The sequence below is a fragment of the Mesorhizobium sp. BR115XR7A genome (assembly GCF_020165315.1).
Taxonomy (GTDB): domain Bacteria; phylum Pseudomonadota; class Alphaproteobacteria; order Rhizobiales; family Rhizobiaceae; genus Mesorhizobium; species Mesorhizobium australicum.
Genome location: NZ_JAIUHW010000013.1, coordinates 175,335 through 196,272 on the forward strand (window position 1 = coordinate 175,335; position 20,938 = coordinate 196,272).

At 62.0% G+C, this 20,938-nt stretch carries 15 protein-coding genes and 1 tRNA gene; 11 read left to right on the plus strand and 5 right to left on the minus strand.

From position 1 onward, the window contains the following. Window positions 1-12: 12 nt before the first annotated feature. Window positions 13-798, plus strand: a complete 786-nt coding sequence (locus LB557_RS25490; RefSeq protein WP_140663254.1) for a DUF1499 domain-containing protein — start codon at window positions 13-15, stop codon at window positions 796-798. A 62-nt stretch (window positions 799-860) separates the two neighbouring features. On the opposite strand, the gene LB557_RS25495 is transcribed toward LB557_RS25490, so the two are convergent. Next, entirely contained in the window at window positions 861-1,769 is a 909-nt protein-coding gene (locus LB557_RS25495) for an MBL fold metallo-hydrolase (RefSeq protein WP_224643869.1), read from the minus strand. A gap of 115 nt (window positions 1,770-1,884) precedes the next feature. Here LB557_RS25495 and LB557_RS25500 point away from each other — a divergent pair, with 115 nt between their 5' ends. The 3 genes from LB557_RS25500 (at window position 1,885) to LB557_RS25510 (ending at window position 3,517) form a co-directional block, all read left to right on the plus strand. Continuing rightward, on the plus strand, window positions 1,885-2,475 hold the full coding sequence (locus LB557_RS25500) for a biotin transporter BioY (protein WP_224643870.1): 591 nt from the start codon (window positions 1,885-1,887) through the stop codon (window positions 2,473-2,475). A 170-nt stretch (window positions 2,476-2,645) separates the two neighbouring features. Continuing rightward, entirely contained in the window at window positions 2,646-2,999 is a 354-nt protein-coding gene (locus tag LB557_RS25505) for a hypothetical protein (RefSeq protein ID WP_015318748.1), read from the plus strand. Window positions 3,000-3,127: 128 nt separating this feature from the next. Continuing rightward, a complete protein-coding gene (locus LB557_RS25510; RefSeq protein ID WP_015318749.1) occupies window positions 3,128-3,517 on the plus strand; it encodes a DUF427 domain-containing protein in 390 nt (129 codons plus the stop codon). Window positions 3,518-3,570: 53 nt separating this feature from the next. Here the strand turns inward: LB557_RS25510 and LB557_RS25515 are convergent, their stop codons facing one another. From LB557_RS25515 to ppdK, 3 genes are all read right to left on the minus strand, one after another. Beyond that, window positions 3,571-4,311 carry a polysaccharide deacetylase family protein gene (locus LB557_RS25515; RefSeq protein ID WP_224643871.1) on the minus strand — a complete coding sequence of 247 codons (741 nt, stop codon included), beginning with the start codon at window positions 4,309-4,311 and terminating at the stop codon, window positions 3,571-3,573. Window positions 4,312-4,469: 158 nt separating this feature from the next. Then, on the minus strand, window positions 4,470-5,426 hold the full coding sequence (locus LB557_RS25520) for a glycosyltransferase family 9 protein (protein ID WP_224588233.1): 957 nt from the start codon (window positions 5,424-5,426) through the stop codon (window positions 4,470-4,472). 265 nt (window positions 5,427-5,691) lie between these two features. Further along, complete coding sequence (gene ppdK / locus LB557_RS25525; RefSeq protein ID WP_224526062.1) at window positions 5,692-8,367, minus strand: pyruvate, phosphate dikinase; 2,676 nt, start codon at window positions 8,365-8,367, stop codon at window positions 5,692-5,694. A gap of 223 nt (window positions 8,368-8,590) precedes the next feature. Between ppdK and LB557_RS25530 the strand changes: the two genes are divergently transcribed. From LB557_RS25530 to LB557_RS25555, 6 genes are all read left to right on the plus strand, one after another. Next, window positions 8,591-8,935 (plus strand): VOC family protein, encoded by a 345-nt coding sequence (locus LB557_RS25530; protein ID WP_015318754.1) that lies wholly within the window; start codon window positions 8,591-8,593, stop codon window positions 8,933-8,935. Window positions 8,936-9,061: 126 nt separating this feature from the next. Then, a tRNA-Gln gene (locus LB557_RS25535) sits at window positions 9,062-9,136 on the plus strand. Window positions 9,137-9,645: 509 nt separating this feature from the next. Next, the gene (locus tag LB557_RS25540) at window positions 9,646-11,094 is read left to right on the plus strand and encodes a TolC family protein (RefSeq protein ID WP_015318755.1); all 1,449 of its coding nucleotides are present in this window, start codon (window positions 9,646-9,648) and stop codon (window positions 11,092-11,094) included. A gap of 36 nt (window positions 11,095-11,130) precedes the next feature. Continuing rightward, window positions 11,131-13,263 carry a type I secretion system permease/ATPase gene (locus LB557_RS25545; protein ID WP_224643872.1) on the plus strand — a complete coding sequence of 711 codons (2,133 nt, stop codon included), beginning with the start codon at window positions 11,131-11,133 and terminating at the stop codon, window positions 13,261-13,263. 50 nt (window positions 13,264-13,313) lie between these two features. After that, entirely contained in the window at window positions 13,314-14,603 is a 1,290-nt protein-coding gene (locus LB557_RS25550) for an HlyD family type I secretion periplasmic adaptor subunit (RefSeq protein ID WP_015318757.1), read from the plus strand. After that, on the plus strand, window positions 14,593-15,234 hold the full coding sequence (locus tag LB557_RS25555) for a ribbon-helix-helix domain-containing protein (protein WP_140618714.1): 642 nt from the start codon (window positions 14,593-14,595) through the stop codon (window positions 15,232-15,234). The genes LB557_RS25550 and LB557_RS25555 overlap by 11 nt, the downstream gene beginning before the upstream one ends. Window positions 15,235-15,366: 132 nt before the next feature. Here LB557_RS25555 and LB557_RS25560 read toward each other — a convergent pair whose 3' ends face one another. Then, complete coding sequence (locus LB557_RS25560; RefSeq protein WP_224643873.1) at window positions 15,367-16,320, minus strand: transglutaminase-like cysteine peptidase; 954 nt, start codon at window positions 16,318-16,320, stop codon at window positions 15,367-15,369. Window positions 16,321-16,643: 323 nt separating this feature from the next. Here LB557_RS25560 and LB557_RS25565 point away from each other — a divergent pair. Then, on the plus strand, window positions 16,644-20,938 hold a 4,295-nt coding region (locus tag LB557_RS25565), incomplete at its 3' end, for a beta strand repeat-containing protein (RefSeq protein WP_224713122.1).

Below are 20,938 nucleotides of genomic sequence, written 5' to 3' on the forward strand. Positions count from 1 at the left end.
GCGCAGAGAATAATGGTTAGCATTCCCGAACGGCAAACGTCGAAGGCTGCCGGCTGGTCGCGGCGCACGGGCGCCTTTTCAGCGGTGCTTTTGCTGACGAACTTTGTCGGCCATCGGTTCGGCCTCGTCCAAACGCCGGTCTTCCTGTGGGTACTGGGCATTGCTGCCCTGCTGGCGGCGCTGGCGCTGCTGTTTGCCGGCCTGGCCTTTGCGAGGCTGTGGAATTTCGGTGACCGTGGTGGCCGTGATCTCACCGTCGGCGCCTTGCTGGCGCTGCTGGTGCTCACCCCGTACGGCGTTGCCGCCTACTGGGCGACGATCTATCCGCCGCTGCGGGACATTTCGACCGATTTCGATGAACCGCCCGCGCTCGATGTCAGCGACCGGACCAAGGACATGAACGCAGTGTCCCCGTCGACGCCGGGTGAGCAGACGTTGCAGACGGACAGCTATCCATTGGTCACCGCACGCAGCTACGACCTGCCGTTCGAGACCGTCGTCAATGCCGTTGAAACCGTGCTCGACCGGCGCGGCTGGGACCTTTCGGAGCCTTATCCCGAACTCGCCGGACAGACGGAGGTGACAATCACCGCCGTCGCCTCGAGTTTCGTTCTTGGCCTTCCCGCCGACGTCGCCATTCGCGTCACGGATGACGGCGACACGGTCATCGTCGACATGCGCTCCGCCTCGCGTTACGGCCGCCATGACCTTGGCGACAATGCCGCGCGCATCACTGAATTCCTCACGGAGCTCGATCAGGAAGTCGCCGGCCAGATCGGCGCGGCGCCGGCACAATAGCCATTTTTCGAGCAAATCGCGCGCCGCGACGATGATTGGTGAACGGGTGGGCGGCGGCAGGGCTATCGGCCAGGCGTGAAAATGCCATCTATGGCGGGAGCGGCGTCCGTCGCCACCACGCCGCGCGCCACCAGGTCCTCCAGATGGGCAAGCACCGACAGGCCGGCGGCGCCGTGCAGCCGGGGATCGGTATCCCTGTAGATCGCCTTGACCATGTCGGGGATTGTCCTGTCGCCGGCCCTGATCCGTTCCAATATGGCTCGTTCGCGCATCTTGCGATGGGTCTTCAGCCCGCGCATGAAAGCGCGCGGCGCCGTCACCGGTCCCCCATGGCCAGGCAGCAGCAGCCGGTCGCCGCGCTCGATCAGGCGGTCCAGCGATGCCATGTAGTCGGCCATTGCCCCGTCCGGCGGCGCGACGATCGAGGTTGCCCAGCCCATGACGTGATCGGCTGAAAACAGGATGCCGGTGCCTTCCAGCGCGAATGCCGCATGGTTGGCGGTATGGCCGGGCGTCAGGACGGTCCGGATCGCCCAGCCGTCGCCGCTGACCAGCTCGCCGTCCGGCAAGGCGATGTCGGGAATGAAAGCGGTGTCGGCGCTGGCGTCGAGCGCATTGGTTTCGCCAATGTGCAAGGGCCTCGCCGGCCGGTGCGGTCCCTCCGCCAGCACTTGGGCGCCGGTGCGCTCCTTCAACCGGGCCGCCAGCGGAGAATGGTCGCGATGCGTGTGGCTGACGAACATGTGGCTCACCGGCCGGCCCGCGATCACGTCGAGCAAGGTCTGAAGATGCGCCTCGTCATCGGGCCCCGGATCGATCACCGCCAGCGTATCGTGGCCCACGACGTAGCTGTTGGTGCCGTGGAAAGTGAAGGGACTGGGATTAGGGGCCGTGACGCGTTGCACGTCGGGGGCCACCCTTACACCTCGGCCGTAAGCAGGGTCGAAGCTGGTATCGAATTTGAGAGCCATGTCGGCGCTTTGTTCCCGGAACGGCAAAACAGATTGCCGCATAGCACGCAAGCCAATATAGGAAAATGCAAGACCGCGATTTCTGGTTCGCGGCAAGATTGGATTGGGGAAGACCATGACAACCGCAACGACGACGCGCCCGCTTGTTTTCCTGGCCTTGCCGCAGGAAGGTGCCGCGCGACTTGCAACGCAGTTTTTGCTGGCGATCGCCGGGACGCTGCTCCTGAGTCTTTCGGCCAAGTCCAAGGTGATGCTCGGGCCTGTCGACCTCTCGATGCAGACGCTTGCCGTCCTGCTGATCGCCGCCGCCTTCGGCATGCGGCTCGGCGTCGCCACCCTGCTGCTCTACATGGCTGAAGGCGCCATGGGCTTCCCGGTCTTCCAGGGCACGCCGGAAAAAGGCATCGGCATTGCCTACATGCTCGGCTCGACCGGCGGCTATCTCGCCGGCTTCGTGGTCATGGCGGCGATTGTCGGCTGGGCCGCCGACCGTGGCTGGGACCGTCATCCGATCAAGCTTTTCAACGCCATGCTGATTGCCGAAGTGGTGATGATGGCGATGGGTTTTGCCTGGCTGGCAATGCTCATCGGTCCGGAAAAATCCTGGCAGTTCGGCGTCGTGCCGTTCATCGTCGGCGATCTCATCAAGGTCGCGCTCGCGGCCAGCCTCGTGCCGGCCGTCTGGTCGCTGCTGAAGCGCTCCTGAAATTTGGGGGTCCCTGCCGCCGATCGAATGGCAGGAGCTTCAAACAGATTCCATCGGCGCAAACTCCTCGTGATCGGACCAACAGCAAAAAGTGCCATAATCCGGCCATCGTCGGTGTTAAGCTTCGTTAACGGGCAAAGGGGTGCGATTGGCGACTGAAAGAGGTTCGCATGGACGCGCTCGACGATAAGGTTCTCGAGAGTACGCTTGCCGAAAGCCTGGCCGATCTGGTGCCGGACGAAAAGACCGTTTCCGAAGACGAGTTCGTCGAAGTTGTCGGCGGCGCGCTCGAAGCGGTCGGCGGCACACTGCTGTTCAAGATGTGCGTCCAGAACGAAGGCGAAGGCCAGCACGTCGCGGCGGCATCCGTCGGTGATGGCGGCAATCGCCAGTTCCTCCTGCTCACCTTGCCAACCGTCGGAGGGGCGCTGAAGGTCGAGACGATCTCGAGAAGCAGCAACCCGGTGGCGGGCATCGCGGCCGCCTATGCCGGGCTGATGGACGCCTTCAAAACCGCTGCCTGATTTTCCGCTGCCACGCCAAGGCCAGTCTTGCGCCACGCACGGGCGCTTGGTGTCTCCTTGTTTGTGACCACGGGCCTTGTTCTATCCGGTCGCCCACCACACCTAAAGTCGGGGCAAGGAGAACCAGCATGGACAAGATCGCCAACCCGGCACCCGGCTTCCAGCGCAATCCCGACAAGATCATCACGATAGAGCCCTATTCCGGCACCGTCACAATCCGCGCCGGCAGTACGGTCATCGCTTCTTCCGCCAAGGCGAAGGTGCTGACGGAGGCCCCCTACCCCGCCGCCTTCTACATTCCGTTCGCCGATATCGATTTCGACAAGCTCAGCCGAACGGATCACGCGACGCACTGCCCCTACAAGGGTGATGCCAGCTATTGGAGCGTGCTGCCGGCGGGCGAAGCGGGCAAGGACGCGATGTGGGCCTATCGGCAGCCCTTCGACGAGATGACCGACATCCGCGACCACGGCGCGTTCTACGCCAGCAAGGTCAGCATCGAGGCCAAGCCGGACTGAACGCTTCGGCTTGAAGACACTCAGGGGCATTGATATTCGGGTGATGCCGGCCCTTAGTCGGTGGTGCCGTGATTACCTGTTCCGTCGGCATCGTCGAGGCGCACGAAGGTCATGCCCTTGTCCTTGAGCGCCAGCAGGCCCTGAACCACGCCCTCGCCGGCGGCATGGGTCGGCTGATTGATGTGGGAGATGATGACATCACCGTCCTTGGCGGCGGCGATGCGCCTGGCCGTTTCCTTGGCGCCGAGCAGCGAGCCACCGTCGCCATTGATCGAGAAGCCGGCAATCTTGAAGCCGAGCTTGCGGATCATCGCAATGGCCGAGGGACTGTATTCGGCTGTTGCGCCACGGAACCATTTCGGCGCCGGTTCGCCGGTCGTGGCCAGAGCCGCGGCCCCCGATTCGACTTCGGCAAGGACTGCTTCCGGGCTGCCGGCGCTGCGTATGCCATAGATCTTCTGTGGCGTGTCGACCGCCGGGATATGCCGGCCACCGTGATTTTCCAGCTCGAACAGGTCGGGATGCGCCCGCATGATCGCGACGGCCTCGGCGTTGCGCTTCAGCCAGATGCCGGTGACGAAAATGGTAGCCGGTATGTTGTTGTCCACCAACGCCGAGAGAATGCGCGTGTCGGTCTTGCCGCCGCAGGCATCGAGCGTGAGTGCAACGCGACCGGTTCCGCTTGCAGCCGGCTTGATGTGCAGCGTGGGTTCGACCAGCGGCGTGGCATGGGCGCTGGATATCAGCGCCACCGACATGGCGATCATGCAGAGATGTCTTTGCGGCAAATGCATCGAACCAAGTTCCCGACCGGCGGTTTCAAGCCGACATCCCAAGACCCGCATGAAGGCGGAAATCGGACGAGGGATAGCAGAAAAACGCCTGGCGCGGCAATTTGACCTCCCACTTGGTCGACGAGCCGTTCAGCGACAGTCTTGCCGTTCCATCGCCCTCAGACAGCGCGTTCATTTTTCAGCTCGGTGCGCGCGAGAATTTCGCGCGCCGCTTCGACAACCGGCTTCACCTCCAGGCGCCAAACGCAGCACGCCTTGCTGGGATCGGTTCGGCGACACAAATCCTTGGCCACGCAGTCGCATGGCATTGACGGCCGAAGCGCGATGCTGGGCACGCCGACAGGTCCCCAGCGTGACGGATGCGTCAAGCCGAAAAGGCCGACAACCGGGGTGCCGGCGGCAGCGGCCATATGCATCGGCCCGCTTTCATTGCCCACAAACAGCCGAGCCTGTTCCAGGACGGCCAGCAGGGTCTCGAGCGACAGCGCTCCGACCAGGTCCACCACCGGCGTCGCCGTCTCGGCAACGATCCGCGCGGCGGTTTCACCTTCGCCCGGCCCTCCCACCAGGACGATGCCCAGTCCGGTTTCGGCCGCAATCTGGTCAATCGCCTCGGCAAACCGTTCCGGCTGCCACTGCCGGCCCTTGAAACTCGCGCCTGCGTGGACAGCGACGAAGGCGTTCGGACGGATGTGGTGCGTGCCCAGAAGCGCCAAGGCTTTCGCGGCCTCGAATGGCGGCGGCTGGAGGCTCGGTACCGTCACCCGCAGATCGATGCCGAGCGCTTCAAGAGGGGAGAGATAGCGATAAACAAAATGCTGGCCGCCAAACCCGAATGGTTTGGCAAACACATTGGCGGGCTGCCGCTCCAGCAGCTTCAGAGGCCTTTCCGGGGGATTGTAGCCGACGCGCGTCTTTGCGTTGACCAAGCCGCTGATAAGCCGAGAGGTCTTCGAATCGGTCAGGTCGATCGTCAAATCGAAGCAGAAGCCGCGCAGCGCCTTCACCGTTGCGTAGAGCTCTTTTCCGCGCTCCAGCGGGGTGCCCCGCGCGCGAGCCCGCCTGAACGGAACCACCTCCGAAGCGATGCCATGCGCAATCACGAAGCTCTCCAAGTGCGCCTCGCAGAGGAACACGATCCTGGCACCGGGGAATTCGAGCCGAAGGTTCCTGGCGAGGGTCGAAGCGAGGACGATATCGCCTATGAACTTCGTTTGAATGATCAGGATCGAGCGGAACGGAGCGGGTGAAATCTGCAACATATGTTTCCGGAGACGTTTGGCGATCATCACGAAATTGGTCAGAAACAATGGCGGGATTGCGCGATACCTCTAGCACGTTCGCGTGAGTTTTCATACAAAACCGTAAGCTCGGACCGGTCTATCCACGCCCCGTGGTCGTCTGCACTGCAGCCTGCGCCGCTGCCAGTCTGGCGATCGGCACGCGGTAGGGCGAGCAGGAGACATAGTCGAGCCCGACCTCCTCGCAGAAGCGGATCGACGAGGGATCGCCGCCATGTTCGCCGCAGATGCCGAGCTTGATGTCGGGTCGCGTCGCCCTGCCCTTCTGCGCCGCCATGCGCACCAGTTCGCCGACGCCCTCAATGTCGAGCGAAACGAACGGATCCTGCTCGATGATGCCTTTCTGGCGATACGTCTCCAGGAAGGAGGCGGCATCGTCGCGCGAGATGCCGAAGGTGGTCTGGGTGAGGTCGTTGGTGCCGAAGGAGAAGAACTCGGCCGACTCGGCAATGACATGGGCGCGGATCGCCGCGCGGGGAAGCTCAATCATGGTCCCAGTCAGGTAATCGATGTTGACGCCGCTCTCGTCCATGACGCTCTTGGCGACGGCGTCGATGCGTGCCTTCACAAAATCGAGTTCCTTCGCCAGACCGACCAGCGGCACCATGATCTCGGGGACGACCAGCGCGCCGGCTTTCTTGCCGGCCTCGACTGCCGCCTCGAAAATGGCGCGCGCCTGCATCTCGGCGATCTCGGGGTAGGAGACGGCGAGCCGGCAGCCGCGATGGCCTAGCATCGGATTGAACTCGTGCAGGGCCTCGGTGCGCTGCCTGAGCTTGTCTGCCGACACGTTCATGGCGGCCGCGACTTCGGCGACTTCCGCTTCGGTCTTGGGCAGGAATTCGTGCAGCGGCGGATCGAGCAGGCGGATCGTCACCGGCAGGCCGGCCATGATCTCGAACAGCTCCAGGAAATCCGAGCGCTGCATGGGCAGAAGCTTGGCCAGCGCCGCGCGGCGGTCCTTCTCGGTGTCGGCCAGGATCATCTCGCGCATGGCGACGATGCGGGCGCCGTCGAAGAACATGTGCTCGGTGCGGCATAGCCCGATGCCCTCGGCGCCGAAGGAGCGCGCCATGCGGGCATCGAGCGGCGTTTCGGCATTGGTGCGCACCTTCATGCGGCGTACCGCGTCCGCCCATTCCATGATGGCGGCGAAATCGCCGGACAATTCCGGCTGCAGCATCGCCACGGCGCCCTTGAGCACCTGGCCGTTGCCCCCATCGATGGTGATGATGTCGCCCTTGCGGAAGGTCTGCCCCATCGAGACCAGCGTGCCTGCCTTGTAGTCGACGCGCAGCGAGCCGGCTCCGGACACGCAAGGCTTGCCCATGCCGCGCGCGACGACCGCGGCGTGGCTGGTCATGCCGCCGCGCGTGGTCAGGATGCCTTCGGCCGCATGCATGCCATGGATATCTTCCGGACTGGTCTCGATACGCACCAGGATCGCCTTGCGCCCCTGCGTCTTCAGATCCTCGGCATCGCCGGAAGAAAAGACGATCTCGCCGGTGGCAGCCCCCGGAGACGCCGGCAGCCCGACGCCGATGATGTCTCGTGCGGCCTTCGGGTCGATGGTCGGGTGGAGCAATTGGTCAAGAGAAGCAGGATCGATGCGTGCGACGGCTTCTTGCTTCGTGATCAGGCCGTCCCTTGCCATTTCAACCGCGATCCTGAGCGCCGCCTTGGCGGTCCGCTTGCCGGACCGGGTCTGCAGCATCCACAATTTACCGCGCTCGATGGTGAATTCGAGATCCTGCATGTCGCGGTAGTGCTTTTCCAGGCTGTCGGAGATGGTGACGAAGGACTGGAAGGCATCCGGCATCAGCTTCTGCAGCGAAGGCTTGTCGGAACCGGCCGCGATGCGCGCCGCCTCGGTGATGTTCTGCGGCGTGCGGATGCCGGCGACGACATCCTCGCCCTGCGCATTCACCAGGAATTCGCCATAAAGCATTTTTTCACCGGTCGAGGGGTTGCGGGTGAAGGCAACGCCGGTGGCCGAGGTCTCGCCCATATTGCCAAACACCATGGCCTGGACATTGACCGCCGTGCCCCAGCTTTCCGGGATATCGTGCAGACGCCGGTAGGTGATGGCCCGGTTGTTCATCCAGCTTGAAAACACCGCGCCGATCGCGCCCCAGAGTTGCTCGTGCGGATCCTGCGGGAACGGCCTGCCGAGTTCCTCCTCGACCTTGGCCTTGTAGAGCGCGATGACGCCTTGCCATTCGATCGCCGTCAGTTCTGTGTCGAGCTCGTGGCCGAGGCTGGCTTTCTGGTCTTCCAGGATTTCCTCGAACACCTCGTGATCGAGGCCCATGACGACATCGGAATACATCTGGATGAAACGGCGGTAGCTGTCATAGGCAAAGCGCGCATCGCCGGAATCGGCGGCCAGCGCCTCGACTGTCTCGTCGTTCAATCCGAGATTGAGCACGGTGTCCATCATGCCGGGCATCGACGCCCGGGCGCCGGAACGCACCGAAACCAGGAGCAGCTTCGACGGGTCGCCGAACCGGCGGCCAGTCAGCCGGCCGATATGGTCGAGGGCGACTGCGACATCAGCCTCCAATCCCGCCGGGTGGGTGCGACCGTTGGCATAATAGGCATTGCAGACCTCGGTGGTGATCGTAAAGCCCGGCGGTACTGGCAGCCCCAGGCTGCACATCTCGGCCAGGTTGGCGCCCTTTCCGCCCAGCAGATTCTTGTCGCTGGCACGGCCTTCCGCCGCACCATCGCCAAAGGTGAAAACCCATTTGGTCATGCTTGCTCTCCGGTTGCAGGAGATTGGAAAGATTGGCGAAACGCAAAGTTCCATCCGTGCCCGACTTTGGAGCGATATGATGCTGCAGTGCGAAAGGCAAGGCGTCGGCAAGCCGTTCGGCCGCTACAATCGATTAAGAAAAAACTCCGCCTGGGCCTGTGGCAAAAAGACTTGCCACCTCACGGCTCGACGTCTAGAACATAAAGGGAACAAGAGGTGCGCCATGAAACAGCCTGGAAAACTGGACTATCTGGAAATGCCGGCGACCGGCGGCACGCTGGATCGGTTGAAGGCCTTCTACAGCGCCGCCTTCGCTTGGTCTTTCACAGATTATGGGCCGACCTATTCGGCCTTCGCCGAGGGCCTGGATGGCGGCTTTCAGGCCGATGCCGCGGAAGCACCGGCCAAGCCGTTGCCCGTGCTTTACAGCGACAATCTGGAGGAAACCCTTCGCGCCGTCGAAAGCGCCGGCGGAACGATCGTCAGGCGGATATTCTCATTCCCCGGCGGCCGACGCTTCCACTTCGTCGATCCAGCCGGCAACGAGCTGGCTGTGTGGTCCCACTAGTCCGCTTGTGGATCACCAAGCGCCGATTGCACCGCTGGTCAGCCGAGCGTCTTCGCGGTCTTCATAAGCATTGTGCTTTTCGGCTGCTCTGCTAATAACGCGCCGCACAGCGACTCTGACGGCTATTGGGGCGTCGCCAAGTGGTAAGGCATCGGTTTTTGGTACCGACATTCCCAGGTTCGAATCCTGGCGCCCCAGCCAAGCGCAGACTCCATTCGAGGCCGAAGCGCGCACCGAATAAGCCCTGATCCAAACACTCTGCAGCCTAGACTTAACCAAGAAGTGTCACGCTCGGCAGTGCGTCTGCGATCTCGCAAACCACAGCGGGCGCGACCAGAACATGTCGTCAATCTGGGTGGGCCGGACCAAATCCTTCTGCACCCGAGCTGTTGAAGGCGCCTTATTGCCTCCGCGAGAGCAACTTTGTTTGCGGACATGCGTACTCATCGGCATATGCCAGAACAGGCTTGCTGTTGCCCATCTTCAATATCTTGTCTCGGGGCTTCAAGTTTCGATACCGGCATTTGATCCCGCCGGCGTCCCAAATGTGTGCTATTTTTGCTACATTTTTTGACCGTCTGCCTAAATTCTATGATTTAGTCACAGCTTAATAATGAAACGCGCACGTTAATTTGCAAGATAGTGGCAAGGTCAGGCGCCAAGCCCGGCTGGGGCGCTCTTAAAAAGCGCGGGGAAACGTGGGTGGGAAAATGAAGACGACAGGTCTGTCGACCAAGGTCATGGGCGTTGGTCTCTTGATGACGGCTACCATGCTGAGCTGCTGGGGCGCGCATGCGCTGACACTCAAGGAAGCCATGGCGGTCGCGGTGGAATCCAACCCGGAAATCGGCCAGGCCATCGAAAACCGCGAGGCCATCGAGTTCGAACTGCGGCAAGCAAAAGGGCTCTATCTTCCAAGCGTCGACCTGGAGGCATCCGCTGGTGCTCGCCGCCTGGACAACTCCTCCCGCCGCGCGCTCTCCATCGAGCACGATGCGCTTTATCCCGCGGAGACCGATCTGACGGTTTCGCAAACGCTTTATGATAGTGGCGCAAGGCGAGCCGAACTCAACCGTCAAGCCTCGCGAGTGGATGGCGCCTCATTCCGCGTGCTGGAGCGATCTGAGTTCATCGGGCTGTCTGTCGTCCAGGATTACCTGGAATACATGCTTCAGGCCTCGATCGTGGCCGAGGCAAAGAAGAATCTGGGCTTTCACCAAGCGATTCTCCACGACATCAGGGAAGGCATAGCAGGCGGCGGATTGAACGAAGCCGACCGGCAACAGGCCGAGGAGCGCTTGTTTGCGGCCAAGGCCCGCATGCAGGAGGCTTCCGAGGAACTCGAGGCCTCGAGAATACGTTTCTTCAAGACCGTCGGGAAACCGCTGACCAATGCATCGCGGCCAGGCGACGTTTCCTCTGCACTGCCAAGGTCCCTGGACGACGCGCTGGGCATTGCGCGGGAGAACAACCCGCGCGTCCACATGGCCAATAGCGATATCGCCGCCGCGGGCTCGCAGGTTGACGCCGCTCGGGCGAAATACGGCCCGTCGGTCGTCGCCGAAGGCGTTGCCCGGGCCGGATACGACATTGACGGCGACAATGGAGACACGTCCGATCTGCAGGCACGGGTGGTGCTGCGGTGGAACCTGTATCGGGGCGGCATCGACAAAGCGAATGAGCAGGAGCAGATCCGCCGCGCCAGCGAACAGCGGCTTGGGCTGCATCAGGTTCTGCGGGAGATCGAAGAAGCCGTTCGCACGTCGTGGGATCGCCGCTTCCGGCAAGCCGACCTGGCAAAGACCCTGAAGCTGCAAGCCGCTTCCAACGAGAAGCTGGTTGCCTCTTATCGCGAGCAGTTCAAGGTCGGACAGCGCTCGCTGCTCGATGTGCTGGATGCGCAGAATACGCGGTTCAACACAGCAACGCTGGCGGACACCGCGTCCTACGCATCCCTCTTTGCCCAATACCGACTTCTGGCGGCAACCGGGCAGTTGCTGAAAACGATGGACATCCAGCCGCCGAAGCAGGCCGCGGCCTACGCCAAGGATGAATTCGCGGTTCCGGAGATCCCAGACACCGAAACCTATGCACGGACCCCGTCGGAACAGAAGAACGACCTGCCCTTCGATATCCTCGCCCCTGTCAGGAAGAAGTGAGCCGTAAGGGGTGTTGAGGGTTCTGGCGGGCGGGTCGTGAATCAGCAGCCACATATTCTGTCGCCCAAGGAGGCGTTCAAGGCCTGCTTTTCGGCGGTGGCCGCCTATCTCGGCAGGCCGAGCGCCGAGACCGTGCTGTTTGCCGGAGTGCCGATTTCGGACACGCGCATCGAGGTCACCGAGATCCGGCATCTTGCCGAGCGCATCGGTCTCGAGACCCAGGGATTCAACCATCGCGACTTCCTGCGCGGTCGCGTCGATCTTCCGGCAATTCTCTTCCGTGTCAGTCAGTTGCCGATCGCCCTGCTGGCGGAAACCGACGGCGACGGGTATCTCACGGCCCCGCAGGAAGACGGGCGCACGACTGTCGGCAAATCCGAGCTGGCCGCAAGTTACATCAGTGGCGGGGTATCCTTCTCGATCACCTATGCCAACGCCACCGAGGGCATGAAGGTCGGGTCGGCGCAGCAGATCGAGCGGCGCCATTGGCTGACGGGGACGATCGGCGCTTTCTGGCGCACCTATTCCAAGGTCGTGCTGTCGGCGATCTTCATCAATCTTTTGGCCATCGCCTCACCGATCTTCACCATGAATGTCTATGACCGCATATTGCCGAACAAGGCGATATCGACACTTTGGGTGCTGGCGATCGGCATTGGCGCCGTCATTCTCTTCGATCTGCTTTTGAAAACGGCCCGAGCCTCGCTCATCGACTATGCCGGGCGCAAGGCGGATTTGCGGATATCGTATCTGCTGTTCGAGAAGGTGCTGAATTCATCCCTGTCCGCGCGCCCGGGCTCGACAGGCGAATATGCCAACCGCGTCACCCAATATGAGTTCGTCAGGGAATTTTTCACCTCCAACACGATCAGCGTGTTCATCGATACGGCTTTCGTCTTCATCTTCCTGCTCGTCATCTACGCGATCGGCGGCTGGCTGGTCGTCATCCCGGCCCTCGCATTTGTGGCGTCGGTGGTCGTTGGCCTGGTCACGCAACGCCGCATCGGCAAACGGGTCGCAGCCTCCATGAATGAAGCCTCCCAGCGCCAGGCTCTGCTGGTCGAGTCCATCTCCACGCTGGAAACGATCAAGTCGCTGCGCGCCGAAGCCTATTTGCTGAGGAAGTGGGGCGAGCATTCGAAGAACGCGGCCAACACTTCCGAGAAGATCAAGCAGCTCTCGGCGGCGGCCGGCAACATCACCCAGGCCATCCAGCAGCTTGTGACGGTCGCCTTGGTCGTGGCTGGAGCCTACGCCTTTTCGGAAGGGCATGTTTCGACAGGAGCCATCATCGGAACGGTGATGCTGGCGAGCCGGGCCGTGGCTCCGCTCGGCCAGATCGCGATCACCTTGTCGAGATTTCGCCAGGCCATGCTCTCCTTGAGAATGGTGAATTCCATCATGGCACAGCCGGAGGACCGGCCGGATACTGTGGGCTTCGTCAATCGCCCGATTCGCAATGGCGCGATGACGTTCAAGAATGTCGGCTTTGTCTACCCCGGATCGGAAAACGAGGTTCTGTCCGGCCTGAACTTTTCGGTGAAGCCGGGAGAGCGCATCGGCATCATCGGCCGCATCGGATCGGGCAAGACGACGATGGGACGCCTGATCGGCAGGCTTTTTCTGCCAAGCTCCGGCGAATTGCTGCTGGATGGCATCGACATCCGCCAGTATCACCCGTCAGAGGTGCGCGCCGCCGTCGGCATCGTCGCGCAAGCCGGCGATCTGTTTTCGGGCACCATCAAGGAGAACCTGCTGATGGCATCTCCGGAGGCGACCGACGAGCAAATCATCGAAGCCGCGAAAGCCGCCGGCGTCGACGAGTTCGTGTCTCGCCATCCGCGCGGCTACGACATGAACGTCGGTGAACGGGGCACCAATCTTTCCGGCGGGCAGAGACAGACGGTGGCGATCGCCCGGCTGCTTTTGACCAAGCCGAAGATCGTCTTTCTGGATGAACCGTCCGGCTCAATGGATCTGGCGTCGGAACGGCAACTGATAAAGCAACTCAAGACCGCTTTCGACCACAACACGACGCTGATCGTCTCGACGCATCGCTTCAGCATGCTCGAATTGGCTGATCGCCTCATTGTTATCGAACAAGGAAAGATAGTTGCCGATGGGCCAAAAGAACAAGTCATTCAGGCGCTGCAGAGAACGAATTCCTGAATGAACAAATTATATCGGGCTGAAACCGATATGATAACGGGGCGTGGGAAATGCTTGCCAGGGAAGACCGCCCGCCGCTTTTCGCGACGGCGTCCATATTCATCATAGGGGCGCTCTTCGCCGCCTTTGTCGCTTGGTCGTCCTTCGCCGAGGTCGACGAGATCGCGCGTGGCGACGGCAAGGTCATACCGGCCTCCAAGACCCAGGTCATTCAAGCCAGCGAGCCGGGCGTCGTTCAGGAAATCGCCGTGAAGGTGGGGCAGGTCGTCAGGAAGAACGACCTTATTATCCGTCTCGACAATACTTTGAACACATCCAGCCTCGGCGAACAGCAAGCCAAGGCGCGGGCCCTGCAAACACGCATCGCCAGGCTCAAATACGAACAGAGCGGCAGCATCACCGGATCGTTTCCCTGTCCGCAGGACATCCAATCCGTGGCGCCGGAAATCTGTGACAACGAACAAAATCTCCTCGTTGCCCGGCGCGAAAACTTCGACAACAAGCTGTCGGTGCTCAAGTCGCGACTCGACCAGCGCGAAAAAGAACTGGACGAGGCGAACGCCAATCTCGACCGCCTGACAAAAAACCTGGCTGTGAGCGACCAGCAGGCGAAGCTGGTCGAGGCGATGGTCAAGAAAGGTCTGATGGCAAGGACCGAGCAGCTCAAGGTCGAGCAGGAACAGACCGAACTCAACGGCCAATTGAACCTGGCCGGCGAGACGATAAAGAAGGGCAAGTCGGCGATCACCGAGGCGCAGCTCCAGGTCGAGGAACTCGGGCTGCAGTTGAAGCAGGAAGCGCTCGATGACCTGACGCAGGCCTTGGCCGATCTTTCAGTGGTGGACGAAACCATTCGCGGCGCGACCGACAAGGTCGCGCGAACGGATATCCGCTCGCCGGTGGACGGCATCGTCAACACTATGGAACTGAACACCGTCGGCGCCTTCGTCCAGCCGGGTACTGTCGTGGCCGGCATCGTGCCCACTTCCGAGACATTGCTGGTCGAAGCACGTGTTTCGCCCCGCGATGTCGCGTTTATCCGCCCAGATCAGGATGCCTTGATCAAAGTCACGGCTTACGATTTCTCGATCTTTGGCGGCATCGAGGGCAAGGTTTCAAACATAACCGCCGACAGCCTGGTCGATCAGAAGACGGGCGAGCCCTACTATCAGGTGCGTGTTTCAACCGATAGATCGACGCTGGAGCGAGACGGAAAGGCATATTCGATCATCCCCGGCATGATCTGTTCCGTGGATATCAAGACCGGTCGCAAGACGATCCTGAGCTACCTGCTGAAGCCGATCAACAAAGCCCGCCAGGAGGCAATGAGTGAGCGCTAGCGCCACCTCTCCCGCGACCCGGAGCGACCACTTGCTTCTGCCACTCCCGACAGAAGATTTCGAACTCGAGTTCCGCGTCGTGGCGCGCGGCGGCATCAGGCGCGGCATTCGGCTTGAACGGGCTTTCTGGGTTTCGCTGAAACAGATGGCTGAAAGCCGCAAATGCACGATCGGCATGCTGGTCGACGAGATCGCCGAAGGTCACGCGGAGAAAGGAAACTTGACCTCGGCAATCCGGGTGGCCTGCATACGCGAGTTGGGGCGCGAGAACCTGAATTTGCGTAGGCTTGCATCGATCAGGACGATAAACGCCATTCTGCTTGCCTGCCCGTCGCCGGCCTTCGCCTTGGCCTCGACGAAGAAGATCGTGACCTTCAATGCGCCGTTCCAGCAATTGGTCAAACGACAATTGCCGGCGGCATTCGACGAAGACACGCGCCAGGACCTGAAGCTGGCGCTGGATCTCAACGTAGCCGATATATTCGCCCGCCTCGACACCAATGGCGATGTTGCCGTTGCGAGCGGATTTGTGATTGGAGCCGGCGAACGCCGTTACCGGGGCCAATTGAACGTGGTGCGGGCGCCGGTGCTGGACCTGGAATTGCTGATGGCTTTCGTCTTCAACGGCTAGCGCCGTTCATCGTTTCACGCAAACGCCGAACCGCCCTATCTGCTGACGCGATTCCGCCGGAAAACCAACAATAGACTTTTCCAGGAATTGTTCCGCCATTCAACCAGGACAAGAAAGCCGGCGCGCGGGCCCTTACTTGACTTCCACCTGGAGGCCTTCGCCAGGGGCGACGGTTGCGAAACCGCCCTTGACATCGGCCATCTGGGCGTCCCCCGACTTGGACCCGTGGATCCACGCCCGGTCGGTGCTGAACGAGTACAGTGGCTGATAATTCGGAAGGGCGCTGTCCTTGAGCACCGTATCGTTGAGACTGTCGAGAATATAAGCGCCGCTTGCGGTGCTGACCGAAAGCACGGCGTGGAAGAAGCCCCGCTTGCGGTCCTGGAGAACGACGAGCGACATGCTGCGTGCCGGAATGCCGGCCCTCAGCAACGCGGTCATCTTGAGAATGGCGAAGTCCTCGCAGTCGCCGGCACGATTGGCGAGGATCTCCGAAGGCTTCGCCCAATAGTCAAGCTTGCCGTAAACGACGCTGTCCTTCTTATAGGCGATCAGGTGGTTGATGCCGCTGTCGATGAACGACAGTTTTTCGACGAACCCCTTGCCTTGGGCGGCCGAGACCATGGCCGCGAAGGCCGGGCTCTCGTGATCACAGGGGCTGCCCGCGGTGCAATCGGTTATGGCCTGGTAGACAGGTGCCCAGCGCGCCGAAACGGGAAAATTGCGCATGGACAGCGCAACCGACCCGAAAACGCCCGGAATGATCGACGCCGTCGGCATCGGGTCGATACCCCTGCCCTCTTGCGCCATCGAGGCGCTGGACCCGTCTTGAGCGGAAACGGGACCATATCCGTTCAGGACAAGGCTGATCCGGTAGGGGGTGGCCGGCTGCCAGGGCTGGTATCTCTGCAGCGAAATGCCGCCGAGGCCAAGCGGCGCCTGGACCGCTCCAAGCAGTGCTGTTTCGGGCATGAAATTCCTGATGACGGGTCCGGCAAGGGCTGGCTGCGCCGAGCCGGCTATCCCCACCGCCAGCAGAAGCAGCTTGAGCTTGCACTTCCCCGGAGCATTCTTTTGTTTTTTCATGACGCCCACCTTTGACTGTGGACGCTACCAATTTTGTCTCAAATTACTGGAAAGGAAGATGGATAAATTTCCTACGAATTCACTTTGCTGATTTTAGTAAAATTTTACATGTATTTATACTTATATTTACCAAGTTTTCCGCGCCGCCGGTGGCGAAGCGCTATGCCTTCCAGACAACATATAACTGATTATATGTTCACAGTTTACCAAGCGTAAAAAAAGTCATCGAAGGCATATCCAAATATATAGAATGGATTGACGGACCGTTGCAAAGTCAAGCTGCCGCCTGTCTCTATCCGGGAAATACCGGAGGGGTTTAAGCTATGGCGAACAGTATTGAACTGGACAATCTTTCGAACTCGTGGGACGAGCATTCCGTCTCCAGCGATCATCACGACCTGACAGCGCCGACCCAGGTGGTGGCGCAAGCCGCGCCCGCCGAGCAAGCGGCGGCACCGGTCCAAACAGCGCCGGCCGCGGCCGAGCCTGTGCCGGTCGATGTCGGTGGCGGCGCGCCAGCGGCAGCTCCGCCAGCGGCAAACGCCCCGCACGAATACGTCGCGGACGCAAGCAACGTCGTCAAACTTCCCGCCAATGTCTCGATCGACAACATCAAGGTCGACGGCCACAACCTCGTGCTCGAGCAGGCGGACGGCTCGGTCATCGTCATCAAGGACGGTGCCCTGCATGTGCCGACCTTCATCATCGGCGACGTCGAAGTGCCGCGCGTGGCCTTGATCGCAGCGCTGGAAGCGAGCCATGTCGATGTCGCCTTTGGCGCGGACGGCTCGATATCGGCCGGTGGCAGCACGACCTCGAGCGCCGGCGGGAATTTCGAACAGCCTGCCGGCGGGATCGGCGACGGCTTCGGCCTGTCGGCGCTTCTGCCGCCGACGGCTTTGCAGTTTGGGCAGCTCGAGCGGCATGAGCTGTTTCCCTCTTTGGTCGACAGAGGCGTCTCCGTCGTGGCCATGTCGCTGACCAACCCTGATCAGGCGGCCAGCGAAACCGGACTCGATGCCGGTCCGCAACAATCGCCGGGCAGCGAGGCACCGACCAACTCCGAAACTTCCGGCGTCGGGACGATCAGCATCGACGCACCCGATGGCATCGGCTCGATCGTCATCAACGGCACCACCGTGACCGTCGTCGGCCAGCAAATTTCAGGGCAGTTCGGCTACATCACGATCCTGTCGTTCGATCCTGGCACGGGTGCCATCCAGTATGACTACACTGTCACCCAGTCGGTGACGCATCCCGTCAGCACGACCGGATACGACGTCAACGATACGGTTCCGGACAATTTCAGCATCACCGTCACGGATGTCGACGGCGATACGGCGAGCACGACCTTCACCGTTGCCATCATCGACGACGTGCCGACGGCGGTTGCCGACACCGACAGTATCGCAGCCGGCCAGTTCGGCCCCGCGACGGGCAATGTGCTGGTTGGCGGCACGGATGCGGGCGATGCCAACACGACGGACGGCGTTGCCGACATCCAGGGCGCCGACGGCGCGACGGTGGTGGGCGTTGCCAAGGGGACGACGAATGTCGCTCTGGACAATACGACCACACTCAACAGCCCGATCCAAGGTGAATATGGCAAGCTGACGCTGCACGGCGACGGCAGCTATACCTATGTGCGCGATGCGGGCACACCCGGAGGCGTCAACGACGTCTTCACCTACACGATCAAGGATGGCGATGGCGACACCTCGCACACCACGCTGACGATCTCGATCGGCAACTCGACGCCTGTAGTCGCCAACCTGACGCCGGAAGCCAATGGCGGCGACGTCATCGTCAACGAAGCGGCTTTGAATGTCGGCACGCCTGGTGGCCCCGGGTCCGATCCGGCAAGCACGGCCGAGACCGGCCCCGGCACCTTCACCATTTCCTCGCCCGACGGCATCCACGATCTGTCGATCGATGGCCACGCTTTCATCACCGACGGTGTGTTCACCGCCAGCTCGTTCACGACGACGCTAGGCAACACGCTGACGGTGACGGCCTACAATGCCGGCACCGGCGAGGTGAGCTATACCTACACGCTCAACGACAACGAGACACATACCTCTGTCCAGGGCACCAACAGCCTGTTCGAGAACTTCACTGTCACGCTGACCGACCAGGATCTCCAGAGCACCAATGGCACGCTCACCGTCAACATCGTCGATGACGTGCCGACGGCCCATGACGAGGCTTCGCAAGCGGTTGTGGAAGGTGCCCCGGTGGTGACGGGGACACTGGACTTCGTGGCCGGCGCGGACGGCGCGACAGTGACGCATGTCAACGGTACGCTGCTGACCTTCGATCCCGGCACGGGCTATTCGCAGTCGATCGACATCGGCGCCGGCACCATCCAGGTGAAGGCCGACGGGGCCTACTCGTTCACGGCCGATGCCTCGGTCGACAACAGCGGCGGTGCCGTGGCGGTCAACGCGACCTACACGGTGACGGACGGCGATCACGACACTTCGACGGCCAACATCGCCTTCACGATCACGGATGGCGCGGGCCCGACCGCGGGCGCTCCAATCACGCTGGCGCTCGACGACCAGAACCTGAGTGACGGCTCGACGCCACTCGGTCCGGACTCTGCCTCTAACTCGATCACCTTCACGCCGGGCTCGGACGCGATCACCTCGGTCGTCTTCGGCACAGACCTGGGCGGCCTGAACACCGCGAACCTGACCTGGACCCGGGTGTCGGACACCCAGGTCGTGGGCAAGGACGGCGCCGTGACCGTGGTGACGCTGGATCTCTCGGTCGCTAACAATGTGGCGACGGTGACGGCGACGCTGAACGACAATTACGACGCGCATCCCGGCATCAATCTCGACGACCTGGTCGATCTGGGCCATGTCGGCGTGGTTGCCACCGATACCGACGGCACTCAGGCGACCGGCACCGTCAACCTGACGGTGTCCGATGACGTGCCGACGGCCCATGACGAGGCTTCGCAAGCGGTTGTGGAAGGTGCCCCGGCGGTGACGGGGACACTGGACTTCGTGGCCGGCGCGGACGGCGCGACAGTGACGCATGTCAACGGTACGCTGCTGACCTTCGATCCCGGCACGGGCTATTCGCAGTCGATCGACATCGGCGCCGGCACCATCCAGGTGAAGGCCGACGGGGCCTACTCGTTCACGGCCGATGCCTCGGTCGACAACAGCGGCGGTGCCGTGGCGGTCAACGCGACCTACACGGTGACGGACGGCGATCACGACACTTCGACGGCCAACATCGCCTTCACGATCACGGATGGCGCGGGCCCGACCGCGGGCGCTCCAATCACGCTGGCGCTCGACGACCAGAACCTGAGTGACGGCTCGACGCCACTCGGTCCGGACTCTGCCTCTAACTCGATCACCTTCACGCCGGGCTCGGACGCGATCACCTCGGTCGTCTTCGGCACAGACCTGGGCGGCCTGAACACCGCGAACCTGACCTGGACCCGGGTGTCGGACACCCAGGTCGTGGGCAAGGACGGCGCCGTGACCGTGGTGACGCTGGATCTCTCGGTCGCTAACAATGTGGCGACGGTGACGGCGACGCTGAACGACAATTACGACGCGCATCCCGGCATCAATCTCGACGACCTGGTCGATCTGGGCCATGTCGGCGTGGTTGCCACCGATACCGACGGCACTCAGGCGACCGGCACCGTCAACGTGACGGTGTCCGACGACGTGCCGACGGCGCATGACGAAGCCTCGCAGAATGTTGCCGAGGGTGCGACGATCACTGGCACGCTGGACTTCGTGGCCGGCGCCGATGGCGCCACGGTGACGCACATCGGCTCTACTGTGCTGGTCTTCGGCAACGACGGCTACTCGCAGGCGATCGATATCGGCGATGGCTCGATCAAGGTCATGGCTGACGGCCACTACTCCTTCACCGCCGACAGTTCGGTTCTCGGCACCGGTGCGGCTTCGGCGACCTACACGGTGACTGACGGCGACGGCGACACTGCAACGGCCGGTATCACCTTTGCGGTGACCGACGCCAATACGCCGACAAGCGGCACGGCTACGGCTGCGGTTGACGATGACGGGCTTGCTGGCGGCAATCCGGCTAGCACCTTGGGCGATATCGACGCCAATCTCGGCGAGGTTCCGTTCAGTGCCAGCGAAAAGACCTATAACGGAGCGCTCGGCGGCAGCGTCGGTGGTGACGGCGCCGGCGCCAACGGCTTCTCGTTCGCAACGTTGGATGGCACCAATGGCACGGTCGGCCAGGAGAACGTGACCTACAGCTGGGACGCCGGCAGTGACACACTGACCGCGACAGGCCCTCGTGGCGTCCTGTTCACGGTGCATGTGACCGACCCGGCAACTGGCGCCTACACGGTGACGCTGGTCGACAACGTGCTTCAGGCCCAAGGCCCGAACGATGAGAACAATGCGACCGTCGATCTCGACTATGTGATCACCGATGCGGACGGCTCGACGGCACCGGGCACGCTGACCATTACCTTCAATGACGACGGCCCTTCCGTGACGGTCGGGACGGTTGCGGATAGCGCCCTGACATTGGTGACGCAGGACGCCGATACGATCGGCAACAATACCGACACGGCGAGCGCAAGCTTCGCGGCCGCCTTCCTTGGGGC

Coding starts and splice junctions, on each gene's coding strand:
- LB557_RS25490 (WP_140663254.1), top strand. CDS start 13: ATGGTTAGCATTCCCGAACGGCAAACGTCGAAGGCTGCCGGCTGGTCG.
- LB557_RS25495 (WP_224643869.1), bottom strand. CDS start 1,769: ATGGCTCTCAAATTCGATACCAGCTTCGACCCTGCTTACGGCCGAGGT.
- LB557_RS25500 (WP_224643870.1), top strand. CDS start 1,885: ATGACAACCGCAACGACGACGCGCCCGCTTGTTTTCCTGGCCTTGCCG.
- LB557_RS25505 (WP_015318748.1), top strand. CDS start 2,646: ATGGACGCGCTCGACGATAAGGTTCTCGAGAGTACGCTTGCCGAAAGC.
- LB557_RS25510 (WP_015318749.1), top strand. CDS start 3,128: ATGGACAAGATCGCCAACCCGGCACCCGGCTTCCAGCGCAATCCCGAC.
- LB557_RS25515 (WP_224643871.1), bottom strand. CDS start 4,311: ATGCATTTGCCGCAAAGACATCTCTGCATGATCGCCATGTCGGTGGCG.
- ppdK (WP_224526062.1), bottom strand. CDS start 8,367: ATGACCAAATGGGTTTTCACCTTTGGCGATGGTGCGGCGGAAGGCCGT.
- LB557_RS25530 (WP_015318754.1), top strand. CDS start 8,591: ATGAAACAGCCTGGAAAACTGGACTATCTGGAAATGCCGGCGACCGGC.
- LB557_RS25540 (WP_015318755.1), top strand. CDS start 9,646: ATGAAGACGACAGGTCTGTCGACCAAGGTCATGGGCGTTGGTCTCTTG.
- LB557_RS25550 (WP_015318757.1), top strand. CDS start 13,314: ATGCTTGCCAGGGAAGACCGCCCGCCGCTTTTCGCGACGGCGTCCATA.
- LB557_RS25560 (WP_224643873.1), bottom strand. CDS start 16,320: ATGAAAAAACAAAAGAATGCTCCGGGGAAGTGCAAGCTCAAGCTGCTT.